Below are 23911 nucleotides of genomic sequence, written 5' to 3' on the forward strand. Positions count from 1 at the left end.
AATTAATATGGTGATCAGTTTGAAGAAACGACATAGAGTGATTCAATTAGCTAAAGCTAACTCATTTCTCATTTTACTTTTATGCGCTTTTATCGCTGTCGATATTTCCTTTTCCAGATGGGACCCTATGCGAACCTCATCCGTTTTTTACAAAGATGATTTTAATAAAACGTTATTACATCATAACCAAAAAAGAGAGGGGCCGCTGTTTTTCGGTAATTCTGCCGTTGCTGCTGCTTTCATCGAACAGCAATCATCTGTCCCGTTGGTTGAAATGGGTTTATCCTACGGAAAATTAACAGATTTAAAGGCGATTCTTACGAAAAATCTGTTTAGACCTGAAGAAATGCTTATTATTGGGATCGACCCCCACATCATGTTGGATAAATTGGATACGGACCCAACCTATCCTTGGTTTAAACAATTTTACGAACCCTATGTATATTTTTATCGCGACTATATTCGTCAAGCTCTGGTTAGTTCCACCCAATCCTTAGTACATAATTTAAAGTCGGGCAGGCTGGATATAACTTTGGAAAAAGAGTGGACAGATAAAATGCTTTATTATGGACAACTTCCTCCAGAGAAGCTTAAAGAAAAATGGGAGGGCTATGAACGACAGTTTGGTGCGATGACCATAAACCAAGATCTTACGGAAAATATCGATGCTTTAATCTGGGTTCTGGAGGAAAGCAAGAAACGAAAGCTTCCCGTCGGTGTCGTATGGATGCCTGTAAATTTCAGCGATCCATACCCCGCGCAGTCCTATTGGGACCCTCTTCAAAAGCGGGTGCAAGGGATTCTTGAAAAGTATAACGTGCCGTTACTGGATCTTAGAAATCGTTATTCCAGCCAAGACTTTCACGATTTTGTCCATATGGAAAGAGTCATCGGCGCGCCTAAATTCACGGCTGATGTTAACGCGTGGCTGCAGCAGCCGGACAGTACGCGGATTCCGGCAACGATCGAAAGGTAATGTTTCATCCGTTCAATTACGGCTCAATAATGGCAGTTGATCTTGTTCCAAGCCTCCGTATGCTTCGTCTCGGGAGAGAAAATGCAGGCCTGATGCACACCGCCGAGGTCGAAGGTCAGAATGGTGTAATACGATTGGCGCTTCCCGTCCTCCATAAACGTGATGTCGGCGCGCCCATCCATATGTTCCCGGTCGTGAGGCACCTTTAAATTGATATATTCGACAGGGTAGAAGCCCTGTGTTTTCAGCTCATGCATGGCCGAGATCCATTGGGTTTTAGCGGCATTGCCGGTTTCGTCGGCACGCGGATTGCGGCTCAAGGACTTCGAAGCCTTCTCGTATTCTCCGCTGGAGACGGCGCTAAGGAACGCTTTCGCGTCATTTTTGTATTGAGGACCGAGGTACCATCTCAAGGGAGCGAACGGGTCCGTGAAAAAGATCAGAACGCCAACGATAGCGATAAAAAATAAGGGAATAGCGAGCAGTAAGCGAAACCTATTCATGGTAACCCCCGTATAAATTGCATTGGCAACCTAATTCTACCATTGGAGGCCGTTCTTTCACAATTCCCCTTGTTGACATTCGGAAAACATTCGACCGGTATAATAAAGGGGACAGGCTCGACAAGGACGGATGGTGACGGTGAAATGATGAAAAGAAAAGGGATGCTGCTGCTTCTGGTCGCGCTGGTATCCTTGGTGCTGTATTCCAAGCTCCCGGCTCGTGCTGGAACGGCGGCGAAGATTGGAGCCCAGGCGCCCGCTTTTGCGCTTCCGGCGCTGGACGGACAAACGTATACGTCGGAGCAATTTCGCGGCAAGCCGTTGATCATTAATTTCTGGGCCTCGTGGTGCGAGCCGTGTAAAGCGGAGGCTCCAGCGTTGGCACGGCTGTATGAGCGGTATAAGGACCGGGTGGAGTTTGTGGCGGTCAACATTACGGCCAAGGACCGGATCGAATCCGTCCGGGCGTTCGTTTCGGAGCATGGCCTGTCGTTTCCGGTGCTGCTCGATGAACGGGCGGAGACGGCTCAGGCCTACCGTATCGTGCCGATCCCGACAACCTATCTGGTGGACCGCAGCGGTATGATCGCGGATAAAATTACCGGTGCTGCCGACGATGCCACATTCGAGAAAAAAATAATGGCGCTGCTGCAGCGTTAAAACGAAGAATCGCCCTCTTTCAGCCTTTTCTGAGCTGAAGCGAGGGCGACTCGTCGTTTTTTACAAATTTGATTATGCCGTGTGCAAATAACGGGCCGTTTCCGTCCGGTAAGCGCCGACGGCGGGGAGAATGCCCGCGATCATGCCCAGCAGCGCAACGCCTCCGATAACGGCAGCTACGTCCCAACTGTACGCGACGGCAACGGTCACGGATATTTGCGAGCCGATATAGTCCGACAACAGCCAGGTGAGTCCGCCGCCGAGCGCCGTACCGAGCACGCAGCCGAAGACGACCACCAGCACGGATTCGAGCAGCACGATCGTGACGACGGCGCTGCGGCTTGCCCCAATGGCGCGCAGAATGGCGACGGTCCGTCTTCGTTCTACGGTGGAGCCGTACAGGGCCAGAACGACGGTCAGCCCGGCCATTCCCAGAACGACGTAGCTGATATATTTCAAAATTTGCTCGCCGCTGCCCATCATATCGAAGATTTTGGCAATGACTTGTCCGGGGAACACCGCTTGCGCCTCTTTGCCCTGATTGATCTCCTGGTACATCTTCATCAGGTCCACGTAGCTTCGCGGCTTCACCAAGGCGGCGGTCACGCCATGCTCGTCTTCATCATCATGTTTTTGCTCTCCCGCATGCTCATGGCTGATCCAGTAGCTGTCCATGCTGACGTAAATGCCTTGATCCGAAGGGGCCGATACGCTATGCAGGATGCCGACGATCGTGTACGGATGGTCCTTATGGCCTTCGTCGTGCTGCAAAGATTTGGCGACGCCGTGACCCGAAATGAGCCGGTCCCCGACCTTCAGCCCGGTTTCTTTGGCGACCTTGGCGCCAAGCACCGCTTCGAACGGCTTGTCGAACAGCCGCCCGGCCGCGAGCTGGAAATAAGGGGGGTCGCTGGGCTTCCCTTTCAGCGCGAAGAAGGAAGGGGTCGTGCCGACGAGCCGGAACCCTTTGTAATTGTCACCGAGCGCAAAAGGAACTGCCTGGGTGACCCGGGGATCGTTCTCAAGCGTATGGTAATAATCCAGCGAAATATTCGCCAAAGGGTTATCCATTAAAAAGATCGTGTTGAACACAAGCTGGTTGGCGCTGCCCTTGGAGCCGACGATCATACCGAACGGCTCGCTCGCTTTGACGATGCCCTGCTTGATGCCTGCGGAGAGCATCATGATGCTGAGCGTCATCGCGACGCCGATACTGACGACGATGACGGTAATGAGCGTTTGGACCCGCCGGTTCATGAGGTTGCGCCAAGCCATGTGCAGCAAAGACATGAATTACCCGACCTCTCTGGTATCGTAAATGGAAAGCTCCCGAAGGCTCACGACGCGGTCCAATCTGCCGGCCAGCTCCGGGTCGTGGGTACACAGCAGCAGGGCCGTTCTGTTCTGTTCGCAGGCTTCGGCCAGCAGCGAAAACACCTGCTCCGCATTGGCGTGGTCCAGACTGGCCGTCGGCTCGTCCGCCAGCACAAGGGCCGGGCGGTTCGCCAGCGCCCGCGCGATAGAGACGCGCTGCTGCTCGCCGCCGCTGAGCTGGCCCGGCTTGTGGTGAAGCCGGTGCTCAAGGCCGACCTGCGCCAGCAGCTCGCCGGCGCGCTGCTTTTGCGCCTTCGGCGGGATGGTTTTGCCAAACTGCATGGCCGCCAGCACGTTCTCCAGCGCGGTAAAGCCCGGCAGCAGGTTGAAGCTCTGGAACACGTAGCCGATATGCTGCGCCCGGAAGCGGTCCAGCTCCGCTTCGCTCAGCCGTTCGAGCTGCCGGTCCAGCAGGCGGATGGTGCCGCTTGTAGGCCGCAGGATGCCGGCGATGAGCTGAAGCAGGGTGCTTTTGCCCGAGCCGCTCGGTCCAACCAAGGCCACCCGTTCGCCTGCGCTCATGGCAAAATGGGAGACGTTCAGCACGTGCACCTGCCGCTTGCCCGGAAGGGGGTACGATTTGGTCAAGTTCTCGGCATGCAGCATTACTTCAGCACCTCCACGCTGTCCGCGTTGATGCGGATCAGGCTGACGAAGCTGGTCTCTTCGTCCGTTTGCGAGCCTACGCTGAGCGTGCCAGTCACTTTGACCTGATGCTCCGTCGGCGTCACGTCCTTGCCCTTGGGCATAAAGACGACCACGATATCCGTCGGCCAGTCCGCATCGGTCGAGCAGAACGGGCAGACGGTGAGCGCGACTTTGGTCAGGACGAAAAAGTTGACTTTGGCGGTCAACGGCGGAGCCATGAAGCCGGTCATTTCTACTTTTTTGCCAGCCAACTGATTCACTTGGTCCGATAGCTTCACGCCGCGCACCGTCATCTCGGAATACAGGTCCTCGAACGTCAAAACAGGCGTTTTGCCCGCTTCCTTCACGATATTTTTCGTCGTCTCGGGTTTAGCTTGCTTGGCCGCCGCTTGTTCGGCCGCAGGCGGCTTCTCCTGCGGCGATGCCGTCCCGGCTGCCGCGGGAGCGCCCTTGGCAGCCGCGTCGGCCGCTGCTTGCGCGTCGGGAGCCGCTGCGCTCCCCGTGGCCGCATCGCCCGCCGGGGCGGTGCCTGCGGGCGCGGTGCCCGCTGCCCCGGGGGAGGCCGCCGCACTGCCCGCGCCGGCCTCGCTCGTGCTTGCCTGCGGGGCTCCAGCAGCCGCGGTCTGCCCGCCGCCCGCTTGCCCTGCATCCGCCGCCGCCGCTGGCTGAGCGGCTTTGCCGGCCTCTCCCGCGCCTGCCTGCTGCGGCTGCGCTCCGGCAGCCGAAGTCTCCGCCGCCGGGGCGGACGCTGCCGCCGAAACGGAAGAATCAACCGGCCCCCCGGAAGACAGGGGAACCGGTTGATTGCAGCCGGGAACGAGGAGCGTAACGGCGATCAGGCCGACGGCTAGGGCGGTCATGCCTCTTGGTTCAAGCCGCATGGGTAACGCCTCCATTCACTCCGTAATTTCCATTTATCGTTTGATCTTGCGAGCTTTTCTTACTTCGCGAGCACTTCCAGGATGGAGCTGCCGGACACGAACGTCGTGCCGTTCTCGAATTTATGCTCCAACGCGACGTCTTTGCCGTTCTTCGTTGCTTTGCCGCTGTTCAGATTCAAAACAACCGTGCTGTCGTTGATTTGAATCGTAATTTCTCTTGTCGACGCGTTGAACTTCACCGTACCGACCATCATATGGACGAAGCTGGCCAGCGGGATCCAGTTTTTTCCGTCCGATTTCGCATCGGATACGTTCAGGCCAAGCGCGTTAGCCATGCCGAAAAACACATCGGTGTTGTCCATCGTGCCTTTGAAATATTGCGACCCCGGGCCGTAGGCCATCAGCGGCACGTCATCGGCCGTATGCACGCCTACGCTTTCCGTCGTCGGGTTAACGGTACCCTGCCGGAGGAAACGGTCGCGGTTCGGATCGTCGGGATTTGCCAGCTTCGCCGGGTTGGCGACATAGCGTCCTTCTTTGTTTTTCACCGACGGGGAAGTCGGCACCGGATCGAATTTGTAATCTTCGTAGTAATCCGGGTAGGAGCCGAACACGACAGCCAGCTTGCGGTCTACGTCAGGATGGTCCGGGAATCCGTCGCCGTTGCCGTCGACATACGTCGGGAATTTGGAATCCTCATACGTGCGGAACGCTTCGCGGCCCGACTTGCCGTCGCCTTCCCAGTACGTGCCCGCGACGCTGACGGAGTGCGAGTGATCTGCGGTGACGACGATCATCGTCTCGCCGTTCTGCTCGGCGAACCGCTTGGCTACGCCGATCGCTTTATCCATCTCGATCGTATCGTAAGCCGCGCGCTCCCAATCCAGCGGGTGAAGCTGCTTGTCGATGCTTGCGCCTTCGACCATCAGGAAGAAGCCTTTATCGTTCTTGCTGAGCGTATCGAGCGCTTTTTGCGTCATATCCCACAGGTTCGGCTGATCTGTGAACGATTTCAGCTCCGCTTTGTTGTTCGTCGAGCGGTCGTAGTAGACGCTCATGTCCGACGTATGGAACAGGCCGAGCAGCTTGTCCGGCGCATTCGCCGCTTTCAACTGGGCGGCGTTCTCCGCGATGGTGTAGCCTTTTTGCTGGAACATGTCGAACAGGTTTTTCTCGTCCTTCCGTTTGGAGCCCGGCGTCGATTTCGGAAGGAAATAAGCCGATCCGCCGCCCAGAATCACTTCCGGCTGCAGCTTATACAGCATTTCGGCGATTTCCGGCTTGTCCGAGCGTCTGCGCGTATGGGAGACGACGGCCGCCGGGGTGGCATCTTCGATTTCCGATGTCGTGACGACGCCGACCGACATGCCGCGGGTGCGCTTGAGCATTTCCGCAAGCGTCTCGACCTTCGGATCGTCGAGCGAGCTTTCCGTATTGTCCGGGTAGATGCCCAGGCCGTTCACGGCGGACTTGTGGCCGGTATTGTACGCGCTGGCGCTGTTGGCGGAGTCCGTCACGAGCGCATCCATGCCGGAGGTCGTCACGACTGCGCGCTGATCGAATTTATCCATTTCGAGCAGACTGTTGTATTTGCCCTCGGTGATGCCTTTGGACATGATGCGGGACATCGTAATGTCCGGGAAAGCCATGCCGTCCCCGACGAACAGGATGACGTTTTTCGCTTTTTTGCCGCCTTGATCGGCCAGCACGACTTCGTATTTCACGGTTTTCGCCAAGCCGTTGTCGGCTTTGACGGCGACTTCATAGGTGCCGGGCTCATTGATTTTGACGTCCCGGATGGTGAACTCCTGGCTTTTGTCTGTGTTGGTTTTGACCAAAGGCTTGCCGAAAAATTGCTCGGCATCTTTGCCGTTCACCGTAATGCTGACGGAGGACGGCACCGCCGTCAGGTGATTTAATTCCACACGGAAGTCGAAGAGGCTTCCGGCTAAAAATTTCGCTCGGTCGATAGGTGCGATATACACGGATGGAGCCTGCGCGGTTTCCGCCGCATAAGCCGCCGGTACGGGCTCGGAGACGAATCCCGTGCCGCTTGCGAGCAGGCTGCCGGTGACCGCGATGCTGGTTAAGACTTTAAAAGCCTTTTTCATTATAAATAAGCACCTCCACTAGAATTGGACAACTCGATTATAGGCAAGTTGTGTAAAGGGGAATGAATGATTACGTTAAGAAATTATGAAGAATTTGACTTGCTTGTCCCAAGAGGAACAAAACCCGAAAAAAAGCAACCCCAGCCGAAATTTTACTCCTTACGCCGGAAGCGGCGGCCCTCTACAATGAAAGTGATGAAAATGCTTACATTACGAAGGTGCGAGCCGGAGGTGCAGTAGATTTGAATCCCAAGACAGATATGCCGATTCGGCGCCAAGAGCCGGAAGCCCTGAGCCGGTCGGCATCCAAGCTGCTTCGCAGGCTCTACGGACAGCGTCATCTGCAAATTATGGCGCTGCTTGGCGTCCTATGGATCGTCGTTTTCAACTATGTCCCCATGTACGGCATTGTCATTGCCTTCAAGGATTTCAATATCACGGCGTCGATTTCCGCAGCGCCCTGGGTGGGACTGGAGCATTTCAAAGCTTTTCTGGAAGACGACAGCTTGGCCGATGTGGTCAAAAATACAATCGGAATGAGCGTGCTTAAGCTGCTCTTCGGATTCCCGCTGCCGATCGTCTTCGCGCTCTTCCTGAACGAACTGCGCTCCGTACGCTACAAGAAGGCGGTGCAAACGATCTCTTATTTACCCCATTTTCTGTCCTGGGTCATTCTGGGGGGCATTTTGGCGACCTGGCTGGCCGACGTCGGGATCGTCAACCGGCTGCTCCTGGCCATGAACCTTATCGAGGAGCCGATCAGCTATTTGGCCGAGCCCGACTATTTCTGGACCATTATCGTCACCTCGGACATATGGAAGGAGCTGGGCTGGTCCGCTATCATTTATTTAGCCGCCATCTCCGGCGTTTCTCCGGAAATGTACGAAGCGGCGACGATTGACGGGGCAGGCCGGTTCCAGAAAATGATTTACGTGACACTCCCGGCGATCAAAGGCACGATTACTATTCTGTTCATTCTCGCCGTCAGCGGCATTTTGAATTCGAACTTCGACCAGATTCTCGTGCTCAAAAACCAATTGAATGAGAGCGCCAGCAACGTCGTCGACGTGTACGTGTATCAGGTCGGGCTGAAGCAAAGCCGCTTCTCCTATGCAACGGCCGTAGGCTTGCTCAAATCGTTCATTTCGCTCGCTCTCCTGCTCTCGGCAAACTACATCACGAAGCGATTGAATAACACGTCCCTATTCTAGGAAAGGAGAGGATCGCAAGATGGTTTCCATGAACCGCAGAACGCTGCGTGAGGTTATATTCGACCGGCTGAACGATGTCTTCATGCTCGTGATCTGCTTCGTCACGCTGTACCCGATCTGGTATGTGCTCGTGAATTCCCTGAACGACGGCAACGACGCGATGCGGGGCGGCATTTATTGGTGGCCGCGCATGTTCAGCTTCGACAGCTATCTGGCCGTATTCGCCAACGACGGCATTATGCTGGCGATGGGCGTGACGGTCGCCAAGACGGTCGTCGGAACGGTCGTGCACGTGCTGTTCACCGCCATGGTGGCGTATGCGTTTTCGCGCAAAGAACTGATCGGACGCCGGGCTTATATGATGCTGGGCACGATCACGTTGTTTTTTAGCGGCGGGCTCATTCCCTCGTACTTGCTCATTCGGGATTTGGGGCTGCTCGACAGCTTCTGGGTCTACATCATTCCGGCGATGTTCAGCTTCTTCGATCTGATCGTTTTCCAGGCGTTTTTTCGGGAGATTCCCGACGGGCTGGAGGAGGCGGCGAAGCTGGACGGGGCGAACGACTTCAAAATTTTCCGCTCGGTCATTCTCCCGGTCTCGATGCCCGTCGTTGCGACGATTGCGCTTTTCCACGGCGTGTACCAGTGGAACGATTACTTTACGGGAATGATCTACATCAATCAAAGCGAGCTTCAGCCGATCCAGACGTATCTGTACAGAGTCGTGGCCCAGTCCAGCTCCAATCAGATGATGGCCGCCACCTCCGGCACTATCGCGAAGTCCGTGTCTTCCCAGTCGATCAAGCTGGCGACGATGGTCATTACGTCCTTGCCGATCGTGATCGTGTATCCGTTTTTGCAGAAATATTTTGTGAAAGGCTTCATGATCGGCTCTATCAAGGGCTGATTCCATATAACTATGATGATACAGAAAAGGGGAAAACGCAGATGGGTATGAGTAAAACGCGCAAAACGCTCGCTATGCTGCTTGCCTTGGTCACGGCCGTATCCGTGAGCGCATGTTCCGCAGATCGCGGCAACGAACCGGCCAAAGAGGCGAAAACCGCTTCCGCGGACACGGCGGCTCCGGCCGGAAATCCCGACGAGCCGGGCTGGAAGTCCGACACGAAGCCGATTACGTTCGACTGGTATTTGAATTTCTCCTGGTTTCCGAACAAGTGGGGCGTCGATCCGACCTCCCAATACGTCACGAAGAAAACGGGCGTGAACATCAACTTTATCGTTCCGGCCGGCAACGAAAACGAAAAGCTGAATACGATGATCGCTTCCGGCAAGCTGCCCGATTTCATTACGCTGGGGTGGTACGAAGACGCGGTCAAGAAAATGATCGAAGGGGGCATGGTTCTGCCTCTGGACGAGTTGGCGAAGCAATACGACCCGTACTTCTTCAAGGTAACGGACCCGGCTAAGACCACTTGGTATACGCAGAAGGACGGCCATTTCTACGGGTATCCGAACGCGTCCTCGTCCCCGCAGGATTACAAGAAATACGGGGAGAATTTCGTTTCCAACCAGACCTTTCTGGTCCGCAAAGATATGTACGAAGCTCTCGGCAAGCCGGATATGAGAACGCCGGAAGGCTTTCTGAAGGCGCTGCAGGCGGCGAAGGAGAAATTCCCGAGCGTGAACGGCCAGCCGCTTATTCCGCTGGGGCTGCACGAGTTTGGAGATACCGGCAACTACTCGCTGTTTGATGCGAACCAGAATTCCTCGATGCTGGCTAACTTTCTGGCGGTTCCTTACGAAAAGGACGGCAAGCTGTACGACCGGTATACCGACCCCGAATTGGTGAAGTGGCTGAAGACGTTCCGCCAAGCCAACGAACTCGGCCTGCTCGCCAAAGACGTTTTCATCGACAAACGTCCGCAAATGGAGGAGAAAATCGCCCAGGGCCGATACTTCGCCATGCTGTTCCAACGCTCCGATATGGCCAATCAAAATATTTCGCTGTATCAGAAAGATCCGAACACGGCCTACATTGCCATCGACGGACCGGCCAACGCGAAGCAGGACCCGCCGACGTTGGCAGGTCCGGGAATTGCCGGCTGGACGGTGACGCTCATCTCCAAGGATGTGAAAGACAAGGCGAGAGCGATCAAGTTCCTCAGTTACCTGATCAGCGAAGAAGGGAATAAGGATCTGTTCTTGGGCGAAAAGGGCATCAGCTACGATACCATTGACGGAAAAGACCAATTCAAGCCCGAAGCGCTGGAGATGCTGAACAAAGACCGCTCCGCTTTCGACAAGAAGTACGGCGCCTCCCATACCTTCTGGATGCTGATGGATACGAACATGAGCCTCAAATGGGCGCCTCCCAGCGTCGATCCGATCAAGCAGCCGGAAGCGTGGACCCGGGGCAAGACGAAGAGCTTCTCGCAATACGATAACATCGTGCCGACAGGCAACTCCGTCGAAGGGATCGCCAACACGAAGATTGCCCAGCTCTGGGGCAAGGCGCTGCCGAAGCTGCTGCTTGCCAAGTCCGATGCGGAGTTCGATCAGCTCTTCGACAAATTTCAGAAGGATCGGCAGACCGCCGGATTGGAGAAGGTGAGAGCGTACCAGCAAAAAGAATTCGAGGCCAACAGCCAAAAGATTGCGCAATTCGCCAAGTAGTTCGAGCGGTTCGGCCCGCGAGCCCGGCTTCCGGGGCTCCGGGCTTTTTTCATATTTCCGTATTAAAATAAGAGAACAAACGTCGGATAAAGGCTGGGGACGAAAATGAAAAGCATGCGGAGCATAAGGCTTGCCAGATTGACGGACCGCATTTCCATACAGTTCAAGCTGATCGGGGCCTATATTTTCATTATTTTGATCCCTATCATTTTGTTTTCATGGTATATATTCAACGGCTTTTATCATAATACGATTCAAGATACGCTCAAGAAAAATCAATATGCGCTGTCCAGCGAGAAAGCGTATATTTTGAATAATATGGAAATCATGCTACGCACGGCACAGTTCTACACGGCGAACAAAGAGCTCATGAATTATATGCAAAGCCCGGACGATCTGGAGGTTCCCGAGCTCGTCGATTTCAATGCCAAGTCGTTCTCCAATTTGCAAAGGCTCATGTTTAATAACCCTAACATTACGAATGTCCGCCTGTTTACGAATAATCCGAATACGATGGAAATCTGGCCGATGATTTTCCATGAAAGCCGGATCTCTGCAAGGCCGTGGTACAAGAGCGTACTGGAGCAGCGGGGCGAATTCCTTTGGGAGATTTTGAAGGATGAAAAAGACATCATGAACCGGGCCACGGCGGACAACCGGGCTGCGTCGACCTATGTCTCGCTGTTGAAAGAAATTTATTACCCGAGCGACAAGCATGTCGGCATTCTTGAGGTGGACATGAAAATCGATAAGTTTTTTCAAAAAGTGTTCAGTCCCCTTCAAGACGATCAGTCCCGCATGCTGGTTATCGACCGTTCGGGACGAATGTTCACCGACACGGGCAGCGCTTTTTTCAAGGATATCGACTTGGAGCGGCTTCGGCGCGATTGGGCGGAGCGTCCTCATGAGGAAGGGGCCAGCTTTACGTTTACGGTCGGGGACACGCCGTATTTGTGCCTGACGACGCCGATCGACCAGATGGACGCCTATCTGCTCAATGTCGTATCTCTAGAAAATCAGGTGACGCAAATTCGGCATACGCGCAATCTCTTCATCGCCGCAGCGGTCGTCCTCATCGCGCTCTTGTCCGTGATCACTTATTTTTTGCAGTCGCTGATCTTGAAAAAGCTGCACATTTTGCGCGATTCGATGAAAAAGGTGCGCCGGGGAGATCTGAATGTGCAGATCGATATCGATGCGGGCGGCGAGGTAGGCGAGCTTGCGCATCATTTTCGGCAGATGATGAAGAAAATGAACGAGCTGATCGTGGAAGCGGTGAATAAACAAGCGGCGACGAAGGAGGCGGAGCTGCATGCTCTTAAAAATCAGATCGACGCCCATTTCCTCTACAATACGCTGGAGAATCTGAAGATGCTGGCCGAAGTGGAGGCGCAGTACACCATCTCGGACGCGTTGACCTCTCTCGGGGCATTGATGCGCTACAGCCTGAAGTGGTCGAGCGAATACGTGCAGCTTCGGGACGAATTGCAGCACATCCGCAACTACATCGCCATTATGAATATGCGCTATGACGATAAGCTCGACCTGCAGCTGGATATTCCCGAAGGATACCGGGAGCAGGAGATGCTGAAGATGTCGCTGCAGCCTCTTGTGGAAAATGCGGTTAAGCACGGCATGCGGACAGAGCGCACACGACGGGAGGGGATTGCGATTCGGATTCGGGCTTGGAGAGGGGACGAATCGACGTACATTGAGGTGACGGACAACGGGGCCGGCATGCCGGGGGAGAAGCTTGCCGAGCTGCGCGAGAAGCTCGTTATGGACGATGTTCGATTCCAGGTCCAATATGGACAGCGGTTATCCGGGGAGCAGGAAGGCAGAGGGATCGGCCTGCGCAATGTGATGCAAAGGATCGCCATGCATTACGGCGGCGAGTACGGACTGACCGTGGACAGCGAGGAGGGAGCTTACACCCGGGTGACGATAAAGCTGCCCTATTTGATTTTATCGGGAGGGTTGTCTGCAGATGAGAAAAGTGCTTATCGTTGACGATGAGAAAAATATTAGGCTCGGGTTGAAAGCGATGATCGACCGCCTGTTCCCGGACGCTTATACGTTCGATTTTGCCGAAGACGGGGCGGAGGCGCTGGAGATTTTGTATCGGGCCTCCATGGATGTCGTGATTACAGACATCCGGATGCCGGTGATGGACGGGATTGCGCTGATTCAGCGGATTCAGGAGCTGGAGCGGAAGCCGGCCGTCGTTATTTTGAGCGGCCACGATGACTTTCCATACGCTCAAGAAGCGATCCGCTGCGATGTGTCGGAATATTTGCTCAAGCCGATCGTCCGTGACGAGCTGGCCCGGACGATGCTGAAGCTGGAGAAGGAGCTGAAGCAGAGGGAGCGCATCGACGAACAATTGACGAGTTCAATGCGGCAGCAGGAAGCCTATCGGGAAAGTCAGCTAAGCTATTTGCTGCGCCATCCGCATCCGGACGAGCCGGGGCTGTTGGAGCGGCTGAAGGGATGCGGTCTGGAGTGGCTGGTGGAGGGCTTTCAGCTTGCGGTGCTGCAATATCGCGGTTCCGTCCAGGGGATGGGGCCGCCCGAATTTCTGGGGCGCATTCAAGCCGAGCTGGAAAACGCTCCTGAGTCGGCTGGACAGCAGCGTGCGCACGTATGGGATAAGGAGAATCAGCTTGTGCTGATCGCACAGCGCCGCGAGCTCTTTCAATTTTTGGCCGGACGCATCGCAGAAACGGGTTATTTCGCATACAGCATGGGAGTGAGCGGCTATACCCAAGGCGTCGCGCGCTTGCGGACGGCTTATCAAGAGGCGGAGCAGGCGCTGAAATATACGTTTCTTCAATCTGCGCCGGGGGTCGTCTCCTACGAGTGCATCGCCGGGAAGAGCAGGGACTTTGCGATCCCTGCGGACAAGATCAGAAAGCTGGCCAATATGCTGGGCACAGGCCGGGAGAAGGAAATAACGTCGCTGCTGATGGAAGTGCTCGATATCCGGACGGTGGCGCGATACGATATTGCGTATTTGGAAGGCGTCAGCCGCGCGTTCAACGAGCTGATTTTTGACAAGGTGTTTCACGTTTACGGGGGCGAATCGGTCGAGATTCTCCGGTTATTCAAGAAGGTCGGGGACCTTTGGAATTTTTATTATTTTCACGATTATTACCACAGCGTGGAGGGGCTGCTGCATCGGCTCGATGACTATGTGCGCAGCATGAAGACGTTCCATATCGATCACAAAGAAATGAAGCAGGCTGTGCAGTATATGCAAGATAATTTCCATAAAGATTTGAACATGGCCGTCGTTTCCAATCACGTGTCGTTGAACTATTCCTATTTCAGCCAAGCCTTTAAAGAATATACCGGCGAGAGCTTCGTGAGCTATTTGAAAAAGCTGCGCATTGACAAAGCCAAGGAGCTGCTTGTCACGACCGGACTCAAAGTGTACGAGATCAGCGGGATGACCGGGTTCGAGAATACGAAGCATTTCAGCCGCGTATTCAAGGAAATGGAGGGGATCAGCCCGCAGGAATACCGGGAGCTGCACGAAGCGCTGAAGCGGTAGTGGCTTCCGCTGAACGAATCGTCCGGCTTTCCGTAGCAGGCAGGACCGGCACCGCAAGCGGGAATGGCCCAAATGGTTACCCGTTGCGGCTGTCCAATATTTTGGCCGCCAATTGCGTCCGGTTTTTCAGCCCGGTCTTTTGCAGCATCGCATTGACGTGCTTCTTCACGGCAACCTCGCTGATGTACAGGGCGGCTGCGATTTGCGCATTCGTATCGCCGCGTACGAGCAGGTCGGCGACTTCGCGCTCTCTGGGCGTGAAGTCCAAGGCTTCCCCGGCCACCGGCCCCGGCGAAGACGGAGCGTGTTCCTTGGAGCTGCGGATCAGTCGGTCCAGAAACGCGGCCAGCTTTTCCTTGCGCGTATCCACCCGGTACGTGGGAGTCGGGGTCGTGCCGTCATAGCCGCGGTGCTCCGCCCCGGGAACCGTCTCGAAGCCGAGGCTGCGGAAAGCGAGCTTGTAGTAATCGAGCGGGGGCGGGGAGGTAAGCAGCACCTTGCCGGCCATCATGGATTCGAAAAGCAGGCGGATAATGTCCGAACGCAGCTCTTCTTTTTCCAGATTTTCCACATCGATCGTAAACAGAAACGTGCCGGACGCTTGCTCCGGCGGCGTGCGGTACCGTGCCTGTTCGCCCGGCGGCAAGCTGGCGAAATACGCGCCGGATATCGGCGACTGCGCGAGAAAATCGAGCGTCCGCTCGTGAATCGGCACGGCGGCCATCAAGCCGGCGACGCGGCCTTCGGGGCTGCGGAGCAGGCGCAGCTCGCAGCCAAGCTGCAGCATCCGGGGCAGCTCGAGCCCCGTCAGTCGGTACAGCGTCTGCTCCGCCGTCATCGTGAAGCGGAACAACGTGTCCGATTCCGGGTCCGAGCAGGCGATTTTCCAGCTGCGGGCTTCCCGTTTGCGCCGGTCGATATAATTTTCCGCATCGTTCAGGTTGTGCGCATCAATCGTTTCCAGATAGTTCCCCGACCCCGGGGCATGGCGAAAATGGGCCCGCAGCACCGGATTGTCCGTGTGAGGAATCATCTCGGCGATCTCCCACGACACGTCCTGCTTGAAGGGAATCGCGCGGACAATCCGCGAATAATACGTTTCGACCAGTTTTTTGCCATACTGTTCGAAGGTTTGCGGCATCCGCTCCCGGAAGGTGAGCCGGATCGTTTCCCGGACCAAATCGTGCATTTGCCAGCCGCCGGAGCAGCGCCGTACGAACGACAGACGGATCAGCCGGTCGAACAGCGAAAAGGGCACGTCCCGCTCCTCAAGCAGCGTCAGCAACTCCTGGTTAAACGTCCGCGGGACGGATGCGGTCAGGATCAGCCTGCGGAGCTCGTCGTCCGGCGCTTCCCGCAGCCACTGGCGTAGAAGGTCTTCCAGCGGGTCTCCCGAACTTGCGAGGGGGGAGCTATCTGCGCGAGCAATCGGGCCGAGGAGCGATAGCGAGAGCGGGTGCCCGAACGTCCGCATCCATACCGCTTCCTGAAGCTTTTCGTCGGTGATGCCGTTTTGCAGCAGCCAGTCTTGCGTTTCTTCGTAGCTGAGCTCGGACAACGGAAGCGGTACAATTAGCCTCTGCCAGGCGGATGAAAGCTGCCAAGACCCTGCCAATGGAAAACGCCCTGCGATCACGAGAAGAATATTCGCATGAAGCCTCGGGATGAACGTCTCGCGAAACCATCGGTCGAGGCTGCCCGCCTCCTCATAGTGATCGATGCCAAGGATGATGCGCGTTTCCTCCGCCTTTTGCCGGATGCTATCCAAGCACTGCTCCAGCAGCGCGGGCTCCTCCGGATTAACCGGTGCTCCCAGCTCAAGCAGAAGGTGCCCGCAGACGGCGGCCGGATTGTTCAAATAATCCCGCATATCGATCCCCAAATAACAAGCCCCGTGGTCCGCCGCGCTTCGCCGGAACCGCTCCAGCAGCTGCGTTTTGCCCATCCCTCCGGTGGCGTACACATTAATAATCCGTTCCTGACGGCTTGCCAGCTGCGTCACGTATTGCTCGAACACCCCAAGCTCGAACGCCCTGCCGACAAAATCGTCCGCATGCCAGCGCTCCAGCCGTTCCCCTATCGTTTGAAAAGCAGAAGCTTGTTCCGTTCGTTTCGTCTCCAACGAGTCCTCACCTGCCGCCGGTTTTTTATCACAAAGTATACTATTAGTGTCAACCAATGGGTAGTACCTGCTTCTACGACCCCGTGATAAAGTAACCGTAATCTCATAAAACGGAGGCAGGACGATGAGCACATTCGATACGGAAGCGCGCCGCTTGAGCGGCTTTGGAGCCGGGCAAGGCCCGGAATGTTACAGCGGACAGGGGGATCTCGCCGAACGGGAGGCGCTTCGTGCCAAGCTGCTTGCCCCGGACCGGGTCAGCGGTTCGGAGATTTTGCTCCGCACTTTGCTGCTCGAAGGGGTGGAATGCGTATTCGGTTACCCCGGAGGCGCGGTGTTGTACATTTATGACGCGATGCACGGGAATCCGCATTTCCGCCATATTCTCACCCGGCACGAGCAGGGGGCCATTCACGCCGCCGACGGATACGCCCGTGCCACCGGCAAAATCGGCGTCTGCCTGGCGACGTCGGGGCCGGGAGCGACCAATCTGGTTACGGGCATCGCGACCGCGCACATGGATTCGATCCCGCTGGTCGTCATCACCGGCAATGTGGCGACTTCACTGATCGGCACAGATGCCTTCCAGGAAGCCGACATCGTCGGTATCACCCAGCCGATTACGAAGCACAGCTATTTCGTCCGTAAGGTGGAAGAACTGGCTACGATCCTGCGGGAAGCGTTCCACATCGCCGGAACGGGCCGCAAAGGTCCCGTGCTGGTGGACATTCCGAAGGACGTCTCGGCGGCAATCACGGCTTTCCGGTACCCGGAGACGGTGTCCGTGCGGGGATACCGTCCGGTGCGGGAGGCCAAAGCAAGCGAGGTGGAAGAGCTGCTGCGGGCGATCGAAGCGGCGGAGCGGCCGCTGATTCTCGCCGGAGGCGGGGCAGTGCAGGCGGGTGCGGCGGAGGAGCTGACGGCGTTCGCCAGCAGGCTGAACGTTTCGGTGACGACGACGCTGCTTGGGCTGGGCGCTTTTCCAAGCGGGAACGAGCTGTGGCTCGGCATGCCGGGCATGCACGGGACGTATGCGGCGAATCAGGCGCTGCTGCGCTGCGACTTCCTACTCTCGGTCGGTGCCCGGTTCGACGACCGCGTTACCATGCGTCTCGACGGCTTCGCGCCTCAGGCCACGATCGCGCACATTGATATCGATGCCGCGGAGATCGGCAAATTGGTGCCGACCGCGCTGCCCATCACAGGCGACGCCCGGCAGGTTCTACAAGCTGCGAACGCCTTGTCTTCGGGCATCCGGCCGAAGGAAGGAGCTTGGCTGGAGCAAGTGAAGCGGTGGAAGGCGGACTATCCGTTGACCTATCGCGATTCCGAGACGGAGCTGAAGCCGCAGTACGTGCTGGAGATGATCTCGCGAACGACGGACGGCGAAGCGATCGTGACGACGGATGTCGGGCAGCATCAGATGTGGACGGCGCAATTTTACAAATTCAAGCATCCCCGTTCCCTGCTTACCTCCGGCGGCTTGGGCACAATGGGGTTCGGCTTTCCTTCGGCCATCGGGGCGCAGGTGGGGCATCCCGGCCGGTTGGTCGTTTCGGTCAACGGGGACGGGGGCATGCAGATGTGCGCGCAGGAGCTGGCGATTTGCGCCATTCATCACATTCCGGTCAAGATCGTCGTCATCAACAACCGGACGCTCGGCATGATCAAGCAGTGGCAGGAGCTGATCTACGACGGCCGGTACAGCCATATCGATCTGTCCGGTAGCCCGGACTTCGTCAAATTAGCCGAAGCGTACGGGGTCAAAGGGCTGCGAGCGTCTGACAAACGGGAAGCGGAACAGGCGTGGCAGGAAGCGCTGGACACGCCGGTGCCGGTGCTGATCGATTTTCAAGTGTCCAAGGACGAGCTGGTATTTCCGATGATTCCGCAAGGGCAGACGCTAAGCGATATGATATTGGAGGCGGAGTAGGGCATGCAAAAGCACACGATTTCCATCCTCGTCAACAACCACCCCGGAGTGCTGCAGCGCATTTGCGGACTGTTCGGGCGCCGAGGCTACAACATCGATAGCATCTCCGTCGGCACGGCCGAAGAGGAAGGGCTGTCGCGGGTCGTCATTACGCTGAAGGGAACCGACACGACGCTGGAGCAAATCGGCCGCCAGTTGGAGAAGCTCATCGACGTGATCGGAGTCGTCCATGTCAGCCGCTATCCGATGGTTTCGCGGGAGCTGATGCTGGTGAAGCTGCGGGTGGAGCCCGCCACCCGGCCGGAAATTTTCGGCATCGTCGAGACGTTCCGGTGCTCGGTCATTGACATCGGCACAAACTCGGTCGTCGTTCAGGTCGTCGGAGACACGGACAAAAACAATGCGTTTCTGCACGTCCTGAAGCCGTACGGCATTCTGGAGCTGACCCGTACGGGGGAGACGGCCATGAACCGCGGCGAAGGCCAAGCGGGTATCGCTTCCTTTAACGAAAGTTCCCCTTTTCTTTCCAGCTTAGCTTGAGGGATAATGGATCATAGCAAAAGGACCGGCATCGCAAACGGAAACGGCTCCGAGGGAGTGCTAGTAACGTATGCTGTAGCATATACACTAGCTCATAGCGGGCTGGAGACCGTATACGCCTAAGTGCCATGCTTAATAAATCCTTATCCTTTTGTACAAAACGATCAAGAGATGGAGAGAAGTTTATGGAGGAATCGGGTTCGCTAGCAAGACTTATCACGATCTATGTACATAAAATGGAGCATGCCGCAGATTACAATGAGGCGCATAAGCTGCTTTACGAGCTGATAGATCGAGTGGGCGAATTGGATCCAGCGGAAGTTCAGAAAGAAATCATTGCCTACATTTCAGAAAATCTGGTCACGAAAGCATGGGTGCATGCTCACTATTGGATCGGGTCGGTGCTGAACCATCCGTCTCCCGCTTATATCGATTATTTGCTGCGAATCTTGGATGAAGAGGATGCCAACGCTCCCCATTATTGGGCATTGGACGCCATCGAATATATGCCTGAAGAGATTACGGAGTTAGCCATACCGGGGCTGAAACAACGTATAGAACCGATGAATCCGTCTTGGTGCCATGCGGTGATTGAGAAATATTTTGAAACGATTGTGTGGAACGACGAAGGCGCAGAAGAGTTTATTTCGCCTTTCGTCGATTCGCCGAATGAAATGGTGGCGTTTCGGGCGAAATATTGGATGGAAACGTTCGAAGTCGAGAGGGAAGAGGATGCGGAGGGTGAAGATTAAACGGGGCTGCAAAGGCAGCGGGGTTCAAGAAGAAAACACGTCCTATTGAACGTGTTTTCTTGAATGACAGATGAATTTTTGGCAGGGGAGATTAGTGAAACTGCTCTTTTAGTTTTTTGACTTCGCTTTCGGGTAATCCTGTCGCTTTGGCGATTTTGGCCACATCCATGCCCATCTCCAGCAAATTTTTGACGACTTCAATTTCTTTTTCCCGTTTTCCTTCCAGCTTACCTTCGCGCTTACCTTCTTCCTTGGCTCCATCGATCATGGACGCTTCGTCGTGCAGCGCTTTTTGCCGCATTTCATACAATCGGCGGGCTTCTTCGTTCTGGCTCAGAAACTCCAGTGTATCCATCGCTTTTTGCAATGTCGGTTCGTTCATGGCGATGACCTCCCATAGTTCTTGTTTATCTACGCCTTTCAGGAACAATAACCATTTCACCAGCTTATCGGATAAGCTGGCCCTCTGCGATTGCAGCTTGGGCAGTTCCATGAAATGAATCTCGATATCATCGGTAAGCCTCAATCCGCTATGGTGTTCCCGCAAATGAAAAAGATTATAGTAACGATCATTCGGGATAAAGTTGAAATTTAAGATGTTAATGGTAATCGTCTTCTTCAAATCTTTATATTTTTGTCCTTCTTCAAGCTGGCTGGAATACATTTTGCTCCAGTAGTACAACGTCCGTTTCTCTATATCGTACCGGTTGAACAGTTGAATTTCGATGTTTACTTGCTTTCCGTCCGCCGTGCGGGCATGAAGATCGAGAATTGATTGCTTGTCGTGCAGCGCGTTTTTATCAATATACGGGTTGAGGAGCTGAATGTCCGTGATCGGAGAAGGCTCGCTTTCTCTCAAGGTTACATTCAAAAAATCCAACAGTACGTCTTTATTTTCTTCAACACCGAAAATGCGTTTGAAAACGAAATCGACTTTAGGGTCAAGTCTGTTGGTCATCCTCTCAACTCCATTTCGTTTGCCATTTTATTATACCACGACGGAAAACGTTCAGACATATGGACAATATATTCTCACACCATGGAAATACCGGGCGATCCTTTGTGGCGTCTCCTGCCAAAGACAACCCTATACAGCACATACCCGAGAGAGGCGCCCGCGTAATTAAGAATGACGTCGTCGATATCGCCGGAACCGACACGCAGTACCGTCTGCAGAAACTCAACAGCGATTAGCGGAACGATGAAGCCGAGTGAAAAGCGGGCAAACGTGCGACAGCTGCGGAACAAGAGCGGCAGCAAAATTCCGAAGGGAATAAACATCCCGATGTTGCCGCCGAGATTGATGAGCACAATGGAAAACGCATAGGAATCAAAATAAATGAAATAATTGCCGATTGTGCGAAAAGGATGCAGGTTGTAACGGAGCTCGTCCGCATGAACGGACCGTCCGAACCCGACAAACATCATGTACAGCATGCAGGACGTATACAAGATGAATGCGGCGGCGGCCCATAGATTGCGAGCTCCTTTCTTTTTTCTCCTCATAAGGTTCGTTAGCGCACCCGGCCTTCTTCGCAAAGACCGATCAAGTGCTCCGCTTGTTTCAGTAAGGTATGCATTTGCTCCTCCGAATACGTTCGGAAGCCGAGCGTGACAAGGTGCGTCTGCATCGCTTCCGGCAGCTTCCGGACATACTGTTCGAACGTTTGGCCGTCCCCAAGGGCAAGATAACACCAGAAGGCCTCGGCATAAAGCTGCCAAGCGAGATTATCCGGGTCGCCTGTTTCACGATACCTCGCTGCCTTGCGGGCCGCGAGCTCGTCTTGCACGGATTGCAGCGCAAAGGCATCCGCATCGCCGCTCCGCTCGCGCAAGTAAGCGCGGTATGCCTGAAGCGACGCGAGCAGTTTGTCGGGCTCGATACTGCCCGCACCGAACCGAATTTCCCGGTAGGCCGGGTACAAGTCCAGCTGTCTCATGATCGGCAGCAATCCTCCGGTCGACATCGCGCCATGGACAAAATAAGCGTAGGCTTGTGCCGCATCTGCCCAAACGGCATCGGCGGCGAAGCTAGCCGTCAACGGTTCTTGGGCATCGAGACTTTCCTGAAACCAAGCTTGATGTTCGGCTATCTCGGCCTTGGCCTGCGATAGCATCCGTTCTCTGCCTTGCGGCGATTGAAAATATGCCGAAGCATCGGCGATCAAAGCTTGCAGCAGTCCTGAAGGGTCCGAAACGATGCGGGCTTCCTCCAGAAAGCGGAAATCCCACGGGGAACCGATAATTTGCTCCATCTGCGGCAGCGGGTGGACATGAAGCTGAATGACGTGCTCCTGAAATAGCACATTGGCGCTGTAATGCGGCTGTTCTTGGTTCGACGTATAGACATTTAAGTCCAAGTCACTGAACCGATCCGCTTCGCCGCGCCCCACAGAGCCGCCTGCCAAAGCGCCAACCTGCTGCGCGATCGGCTGCTGCTGCGCATATTGCTGAGCCAGATCGACATAAAACGAAGTATAATTCAATGACGTGACCTCCCGAAAAATAAAAGTAGTGGCTTTTTAAATACAGACGGTTCATTTTAACAAGAAGTTCCAATTCTTGCTTAAATCCATTCATCGGGTCCGAGTATGTGCGAGAGATCGCTTCTAAGGGCAATTCGCAGCTCATAAGCATGACGAATCGGCAGCCTTTCGTTCGTTTCGGCATCGTAAACATTTCCGCAGCTGCGGCATTGCTTCAGGACAATTTGCCTGCACTCTTCAATATAATAAAACAAGGCCCCCTGGCATAACTCGCAGCATTCATCCCAATCTTTATTGAACAGCAGCAATTCCTCCAAGAGCCGGAATAACCGCGAATAAAACGATTTAATCTCTTTTTCATGTTGCCAAGCGTCCTTTAAACGTACAAATTGGCCGATAGCGCTCTCATACATCTTTCTCGTAATCGCCAGATCGTCGGCAGGGATGCAATGAATGATATGGGATAATTCAGCCGTTTTCGCAGGAAAAATATTCTTGGAATATTTTTCAATATCATGCCAAATAGTCCGTATGCTTCGCAGGATCGTTACTTTGTCGCTGGGCGTTTCGGAAGCGAACAAATGGGTTTCAAAATGCTTCAATACTTTATGAACGTCCCTAAATACTCATGCTTCCCCCGCTATGGCAGCTTCGGCCAACCGTCCGAACTGGTGCTCCAATAATTCGTAATTTGCCACCGGCCTTCGATGTATTCGAGCGTCACGGTATCCGTATACTTGGATTCCTTGGACTCCCAATTCAGGGTCCGGACTTCGACGATGCCTTTCTTTTTGTAGGCTTCGATGTCTTGAATTTTTTTGATCCGGTACGATTGTATATCCCAGTAATAAAAACGGTAATTGACAACGAGCTGCCCATCGTTACGATAAATATATTTAGCCGCAGGGCCGACATTGCGGCTCTTCACAAACTCATTATAAAATTGGACCAGCGTAGTCTTAACATCCTTATTCTTAGCGGCATCCGGGTTCTCGGTTATCATCAGGTACAGGTAGTATCCTCCGGCAGCCAATAGGAGAAGGATGATCAAGATGCTTAATTTTCCGTTCGGTGCCTTGATCTTTCTTCTTCTAAAATCGTAGTCGGTCTCCATTATCCCCGCAGCCTCCCCCAAAAAAAGATCTTACAAAATCATCCGCCTGAAAAAGAGAAAGGCCAAGCTGAGCATCGCCAAATTCGCCAACTGTCCCACAGAAATTAGTAATAAGATAACTACGAACAGGTTAACAATAAAGCAGATCACATAAAGAGAGACGCGGAGGCTGAACTTATGCTTCCGTCGTTCTTGGCGGGGCAAGGCGTCAAAAGCCGAAGGAAAAGCCGCATGAAAAGCGTCCGTATCTTTGGCAGGAATCCACGGTCCGCTGGTCGTTGCCCTTACGTTGGTGAACCCGTCAATGATGCCGTTTGCAATCAAGTGTTCCATTTCCGTTTGCGAGAAAGGGCCTTCTGCAGCGGTTGCTTGATAGTACCAAGTCAGTTTCATTGCCGTGATCATCCTTT

Annotated in this window: 22 protein-coding genes; 10 read left to right on the forward strand and 12 right to left on the reverse strand. The window is 54.7% G+C overall.

Translation table 11 applies throughout. The annotated features are described in order from the left end of the window. Positions 1 to 19: 19 nt before the first annotated feature. The gene (locus tag NI000_RS27110; protein WP_253414484.1) at positions 20 to 976 is read left to right on the forward strand and encodes a hypothetical protein; all 957 of its coding nucleotides are present in this window, start codon (positions 20 to 22) and stop codon (positions 974 to 976) included. A 23-nt stretch (positions 977 to 999) separates the two neighbouring features. Here NI000_RS27110 and NI000_RS27115 read toward each other — a convergent pair whose 3' ends face one another. Further along, entirely contained in the window at positions 1000 to 1479 is a 480-nt protein-coding gene (locus NI000_RS27115; RefSeq protein ID WP_253414485.1) for a hypothetical protein, read from the reverse strand. 144 nt (positions 1480 to 1623) lie between these two features. On the opposite strand from NI000_RS27115, the gene NI000_RS27120 reads away from it, so the two are divergent. Next, positions 1624 to 2139, forward strand: coding sequence for a TlpA family protein disulfide reductase (locus tag NI000_RS27120; protein WP_253414486.1), 516 nt, complete (start codon positions 1624 to 1626; stop codon positions 2137 to 2139). Between the two features lie 72 nt (positions 2140 to 2211). On the opposite strand, the gene NI000_RS27125 is transcribed toward NI000_RS27120, so the two are convergent. From NI000_RS27125 to NI000_RS27140, 4 genes are read right to left on the reverse strand one after another with little or no spacing between them, the layout of a single operon-like run. Next, complete coding sequence (locus NI000_RS27125) at positions 2212 to 3429, reverse strand: ABC transporter permease (protein WP_253414487.1); 1218 nt, start codon at positions 3427 to 3429, stop codon at positions 2212 to 2214. Between the two features lie 3 nt (positions 3430 to 3432). Then, on the reverse strand, positions 3433 to 4119 hold the full coding sequence (locus NI000_RS27130; protein WP_253414488.1) for an ABC transporter ATP-binding protein: 687 nt from the start codon (positions 4117 to 4119) through the stop codon (positions 3433 to 3435). Further along, on the reverse strand, positions 4119 to 5042 hold the full coding sequence (locus NI000_RS27135; RefSeq protein ID WP_253414489.1) for a hypothetical protein: 924 nt from the start codon (positions 5040 to 5042) through the stop codon (positions 4119 to 4121). Before NI000_RS27135 ends, NI000_RS27130 begins: the two co-directional genes overlap by 1 nt. Positions 5043 to 5101: 59 nt before the next feature. Then, positions 5102 to 7153, reverse strand: coding sequence for an alkaline phosphatase (locus NI000_RS27140; protein ID WP_253414490.1), 2052 nt, complete (start codon positions 7151 to 7153; stop codon positions 5102 to 5104). A gap of 260 nt (positions 7154 to 7413) precedes the next feature. On the opposite strand from NI000_RS27140, the gene NI000_RS27145 reads away from it, so the two are divergent. The 5 genes from NI000_RS27145 to NI000_RS27165 all read left to right on the forward strand — a co-directional run bounded on the left by NI000_RS27145 (position 7414) and on the right by NI000_RS27165 (position 14554). Continuing rightward, positions 7414 to 8364 (forward strand): ABC transporter permease, encoded by a 951-nt coding sequence (locus tag NI000_RS27145; RefSeq protein WP_253414524.1) that lies wholly within the window; start codon positions 7414 to 7416, stop codon positions 8362 to 8364. A 19-nt stretch (positions 8365 to 8383) separates the two neighbouring features. Next, on the forward strand, positions 8384 to 9271 hold the full coding sequence (locus NI000_RS27150) for a carbohydrate ABC transporter permease (RefSeq protein WP_253414491.1): 888 nt from the start codon (positions 8384 to 8386) through the stop codon (positions 9269 to 9271). A gap of 47 nt (positions 9272 to 9318) precedes the next feature. Further along, positions 9319 to 11001: an ABC transporter substrate-binding protein gene (locus NI000_RS27155; RefSeq protein ID WP_375541007.1), complete on the forward strand. Its 1683-nt coding sequence runs from the start codon at positions 9319 to 9321 to the stop codon at positions 10999 to 11001. A 105-nt stretch (positions 11002 to 11106) separates the two neighbouring features. Beyond that, on the forward strand, positions 11107 to 13011 hold the full coding sequence (locus NI000_RS27160; protein WP_253414493.1) for a cache domain-containing sensor histidine kinase: 1905 nt from the start codon (positions 11107 to 11109) through the stop codon (positions 13009 to 13011). Beyond that, complete coding sequence (locus tag NI000_RS27165; RefSeq protein ID WP_253414494.1) at positions 12989 to 14554, forward strand: response regulator; 1566 nt, start codon at positions 12989 to 12991, stop codon at positions 14552 to 14554. The genes NI000_RS27160 and NI000_RS27165 overlap by 23 nt, the downstream gene beginning before the upstream one ends. 76 nt (positions 14555 to 14630) lie before the next feature. On the opposite strand, the gene NI000_RS27170 is transcribed toward NI000_RS27165, so the two are convergent. Beyond that, positions 14631 to 16676, reverse strand: a complete 2046-nt coding sequence (locus tag NI000_RS27170; protein ID WP_253414495.1) for a helix-turn-helix domain-containing protein — start codon at positions 16674 to 16676, stop codon at positions 14631 to 14633. A gap of 124 nt (positions 16677 to 16800) precedes the next feature. On the opposite strand from NI000_RS27170, the gene ilvB reads away from it, so the two are divergent. The 3 genes from ilvB to NI000_RS27185 all read left to right on the forward strand — a co-directional run bounded on the left by ilvB (position 16801) and on the right by NI000_RS27185 (position 19901). Beyond that, the gene (gene ilvB, locus NI000_RS27175; RefSeq protein WP_253414497.1) at positions 16801 to 18609 is read left to right on the forward strand and encodes a biosynthetic-type acetolactate synthase large subunit; all 1809 of its coding nucleotides are present in this window, start codon (positions 16801 to 16803) and stop codon (positions 18607 to 18609) included. A gap of 3 nt (positions 18610 to 18612) precedes the next feature. Further along, positions 18613 to 19149, forward strand: a complete 537-nt coding sequence (gene ilvN, locus NI000_RS27180; protein ID WP_253414498.1) for an acetolactate synthase small subunit — start codon at positions 18613 to 18615, stop codon at positions 19147 to 19149. A gap of 185 nt (positions 19150 to 19334) precedes the next feature. Continuing rightward, positions 19335 to 19901 carry a hypothetical protein gene (locus NI000_RS27185; RefSeq protein ID WP_253414499.1) on the forward strand — a complete coding sequence of 189 codons (567 nt, stop codon included), beginning with the start codon at positions 19335 to 19337 and terminating at the stop codon, positions 19899 to 19901. A 91-nt stretch (positions 19902 to 19992) separates the two neighbouring features. Here NI000_RS27185 and NI000_RS27190 read toward each other — a convergent pair whose 3' ends face one another. The 6 genes from NI000_RS27190 to NI000_RS27215 form a co-directional block, all read right to left on the reverse strand. Further along, the gene (locus NI000_RS27190) at positions 19993 to 20859 is read right to left on the reverse strand and encodes an Rpn family recombination-promoting nuclease/putative transposase (RefSeq protein ID WP_253414500.1); all 867 of its coding nucleotides are present in this window, start codon (positions 20857 to 20859) and stop codon (positions 19993 to 19995) included. 74 nt (positions 20860 to 20933) lie between these two features. Next, the gene (locus NI000_RS27195; protein WP_253414501.1) at positions 20934 to 21407 is read right to left on the reverse strand and encodes a VanZ family protein; all 474 of its coding nucleotides are present in this window, start codon (positions 21405 to 21407) and stop codon (positions 20934 to 20936) included. An 8-nt stretch (positions 21408 to 21415) separates the two neighbouring features. After that, positions 21416 to 22387 (reverse strand): hypothetical protein, encoded by a 972-nt coding sequence (locus NI000_RS27200; protein ID WP_253414502.1) that lies wholly within the window; start codon positions 22385 to 22387, stop codon positions 21416 to 21418. Positions 22388 to 22467: 80 nt separating this feature from the next. Continuing rightward, positions 22468 to 22989, reverse strand: a complete 522-nt coding sequence (locus NI000_RS27205) for a hypothetical protein (protein ID WP_253414503.1) — start codon at positions 22987 to 22989, stop codon at positions 22468 to 22470. A gap of 38 nt (positions 22990 to 23027) precedes the next feature. Continuing rightward, positions 23028 to 23501 carry a hypothetical protein gene (locus NI000_RS27210; RefSeq protein WP_253414504.1) on the reverse strand — a complete coding sequence of 158 codons (474 nt, stop codon included), beginning with the start codon at positions 23499 to 23501 and terminating at the stop codon, positions 23028 to 23030. Positions 23502 to 23531: 30 nt separating this feature from the next. Continuing rightward, the gene (locus NI000_RS27215; RefSeq protein WP_253414505.1) at positions 23532 to 23894 is read right to left on the reverse strand and encodes a DUF4339 domain-containing protein; all 363 of its coding nucleotides are present in this window, start codon (positions 23892 to 23894) and stop codon (positions 23532 to 23534) included. Between the last annotated feature and the right edge of the window lie 17 nt (positions 23895 to 23911).

Source organism: Paenibacillus tyrphae (genome assembly GCF_024158745.1).
Classification (GTDB): domain Bacteria; phylum Bacillota; class Bacilli; order Paenibacillales; family NBRC-103111; genus Paenibacillus_G; species Paenibacillus_G tyrfis_A.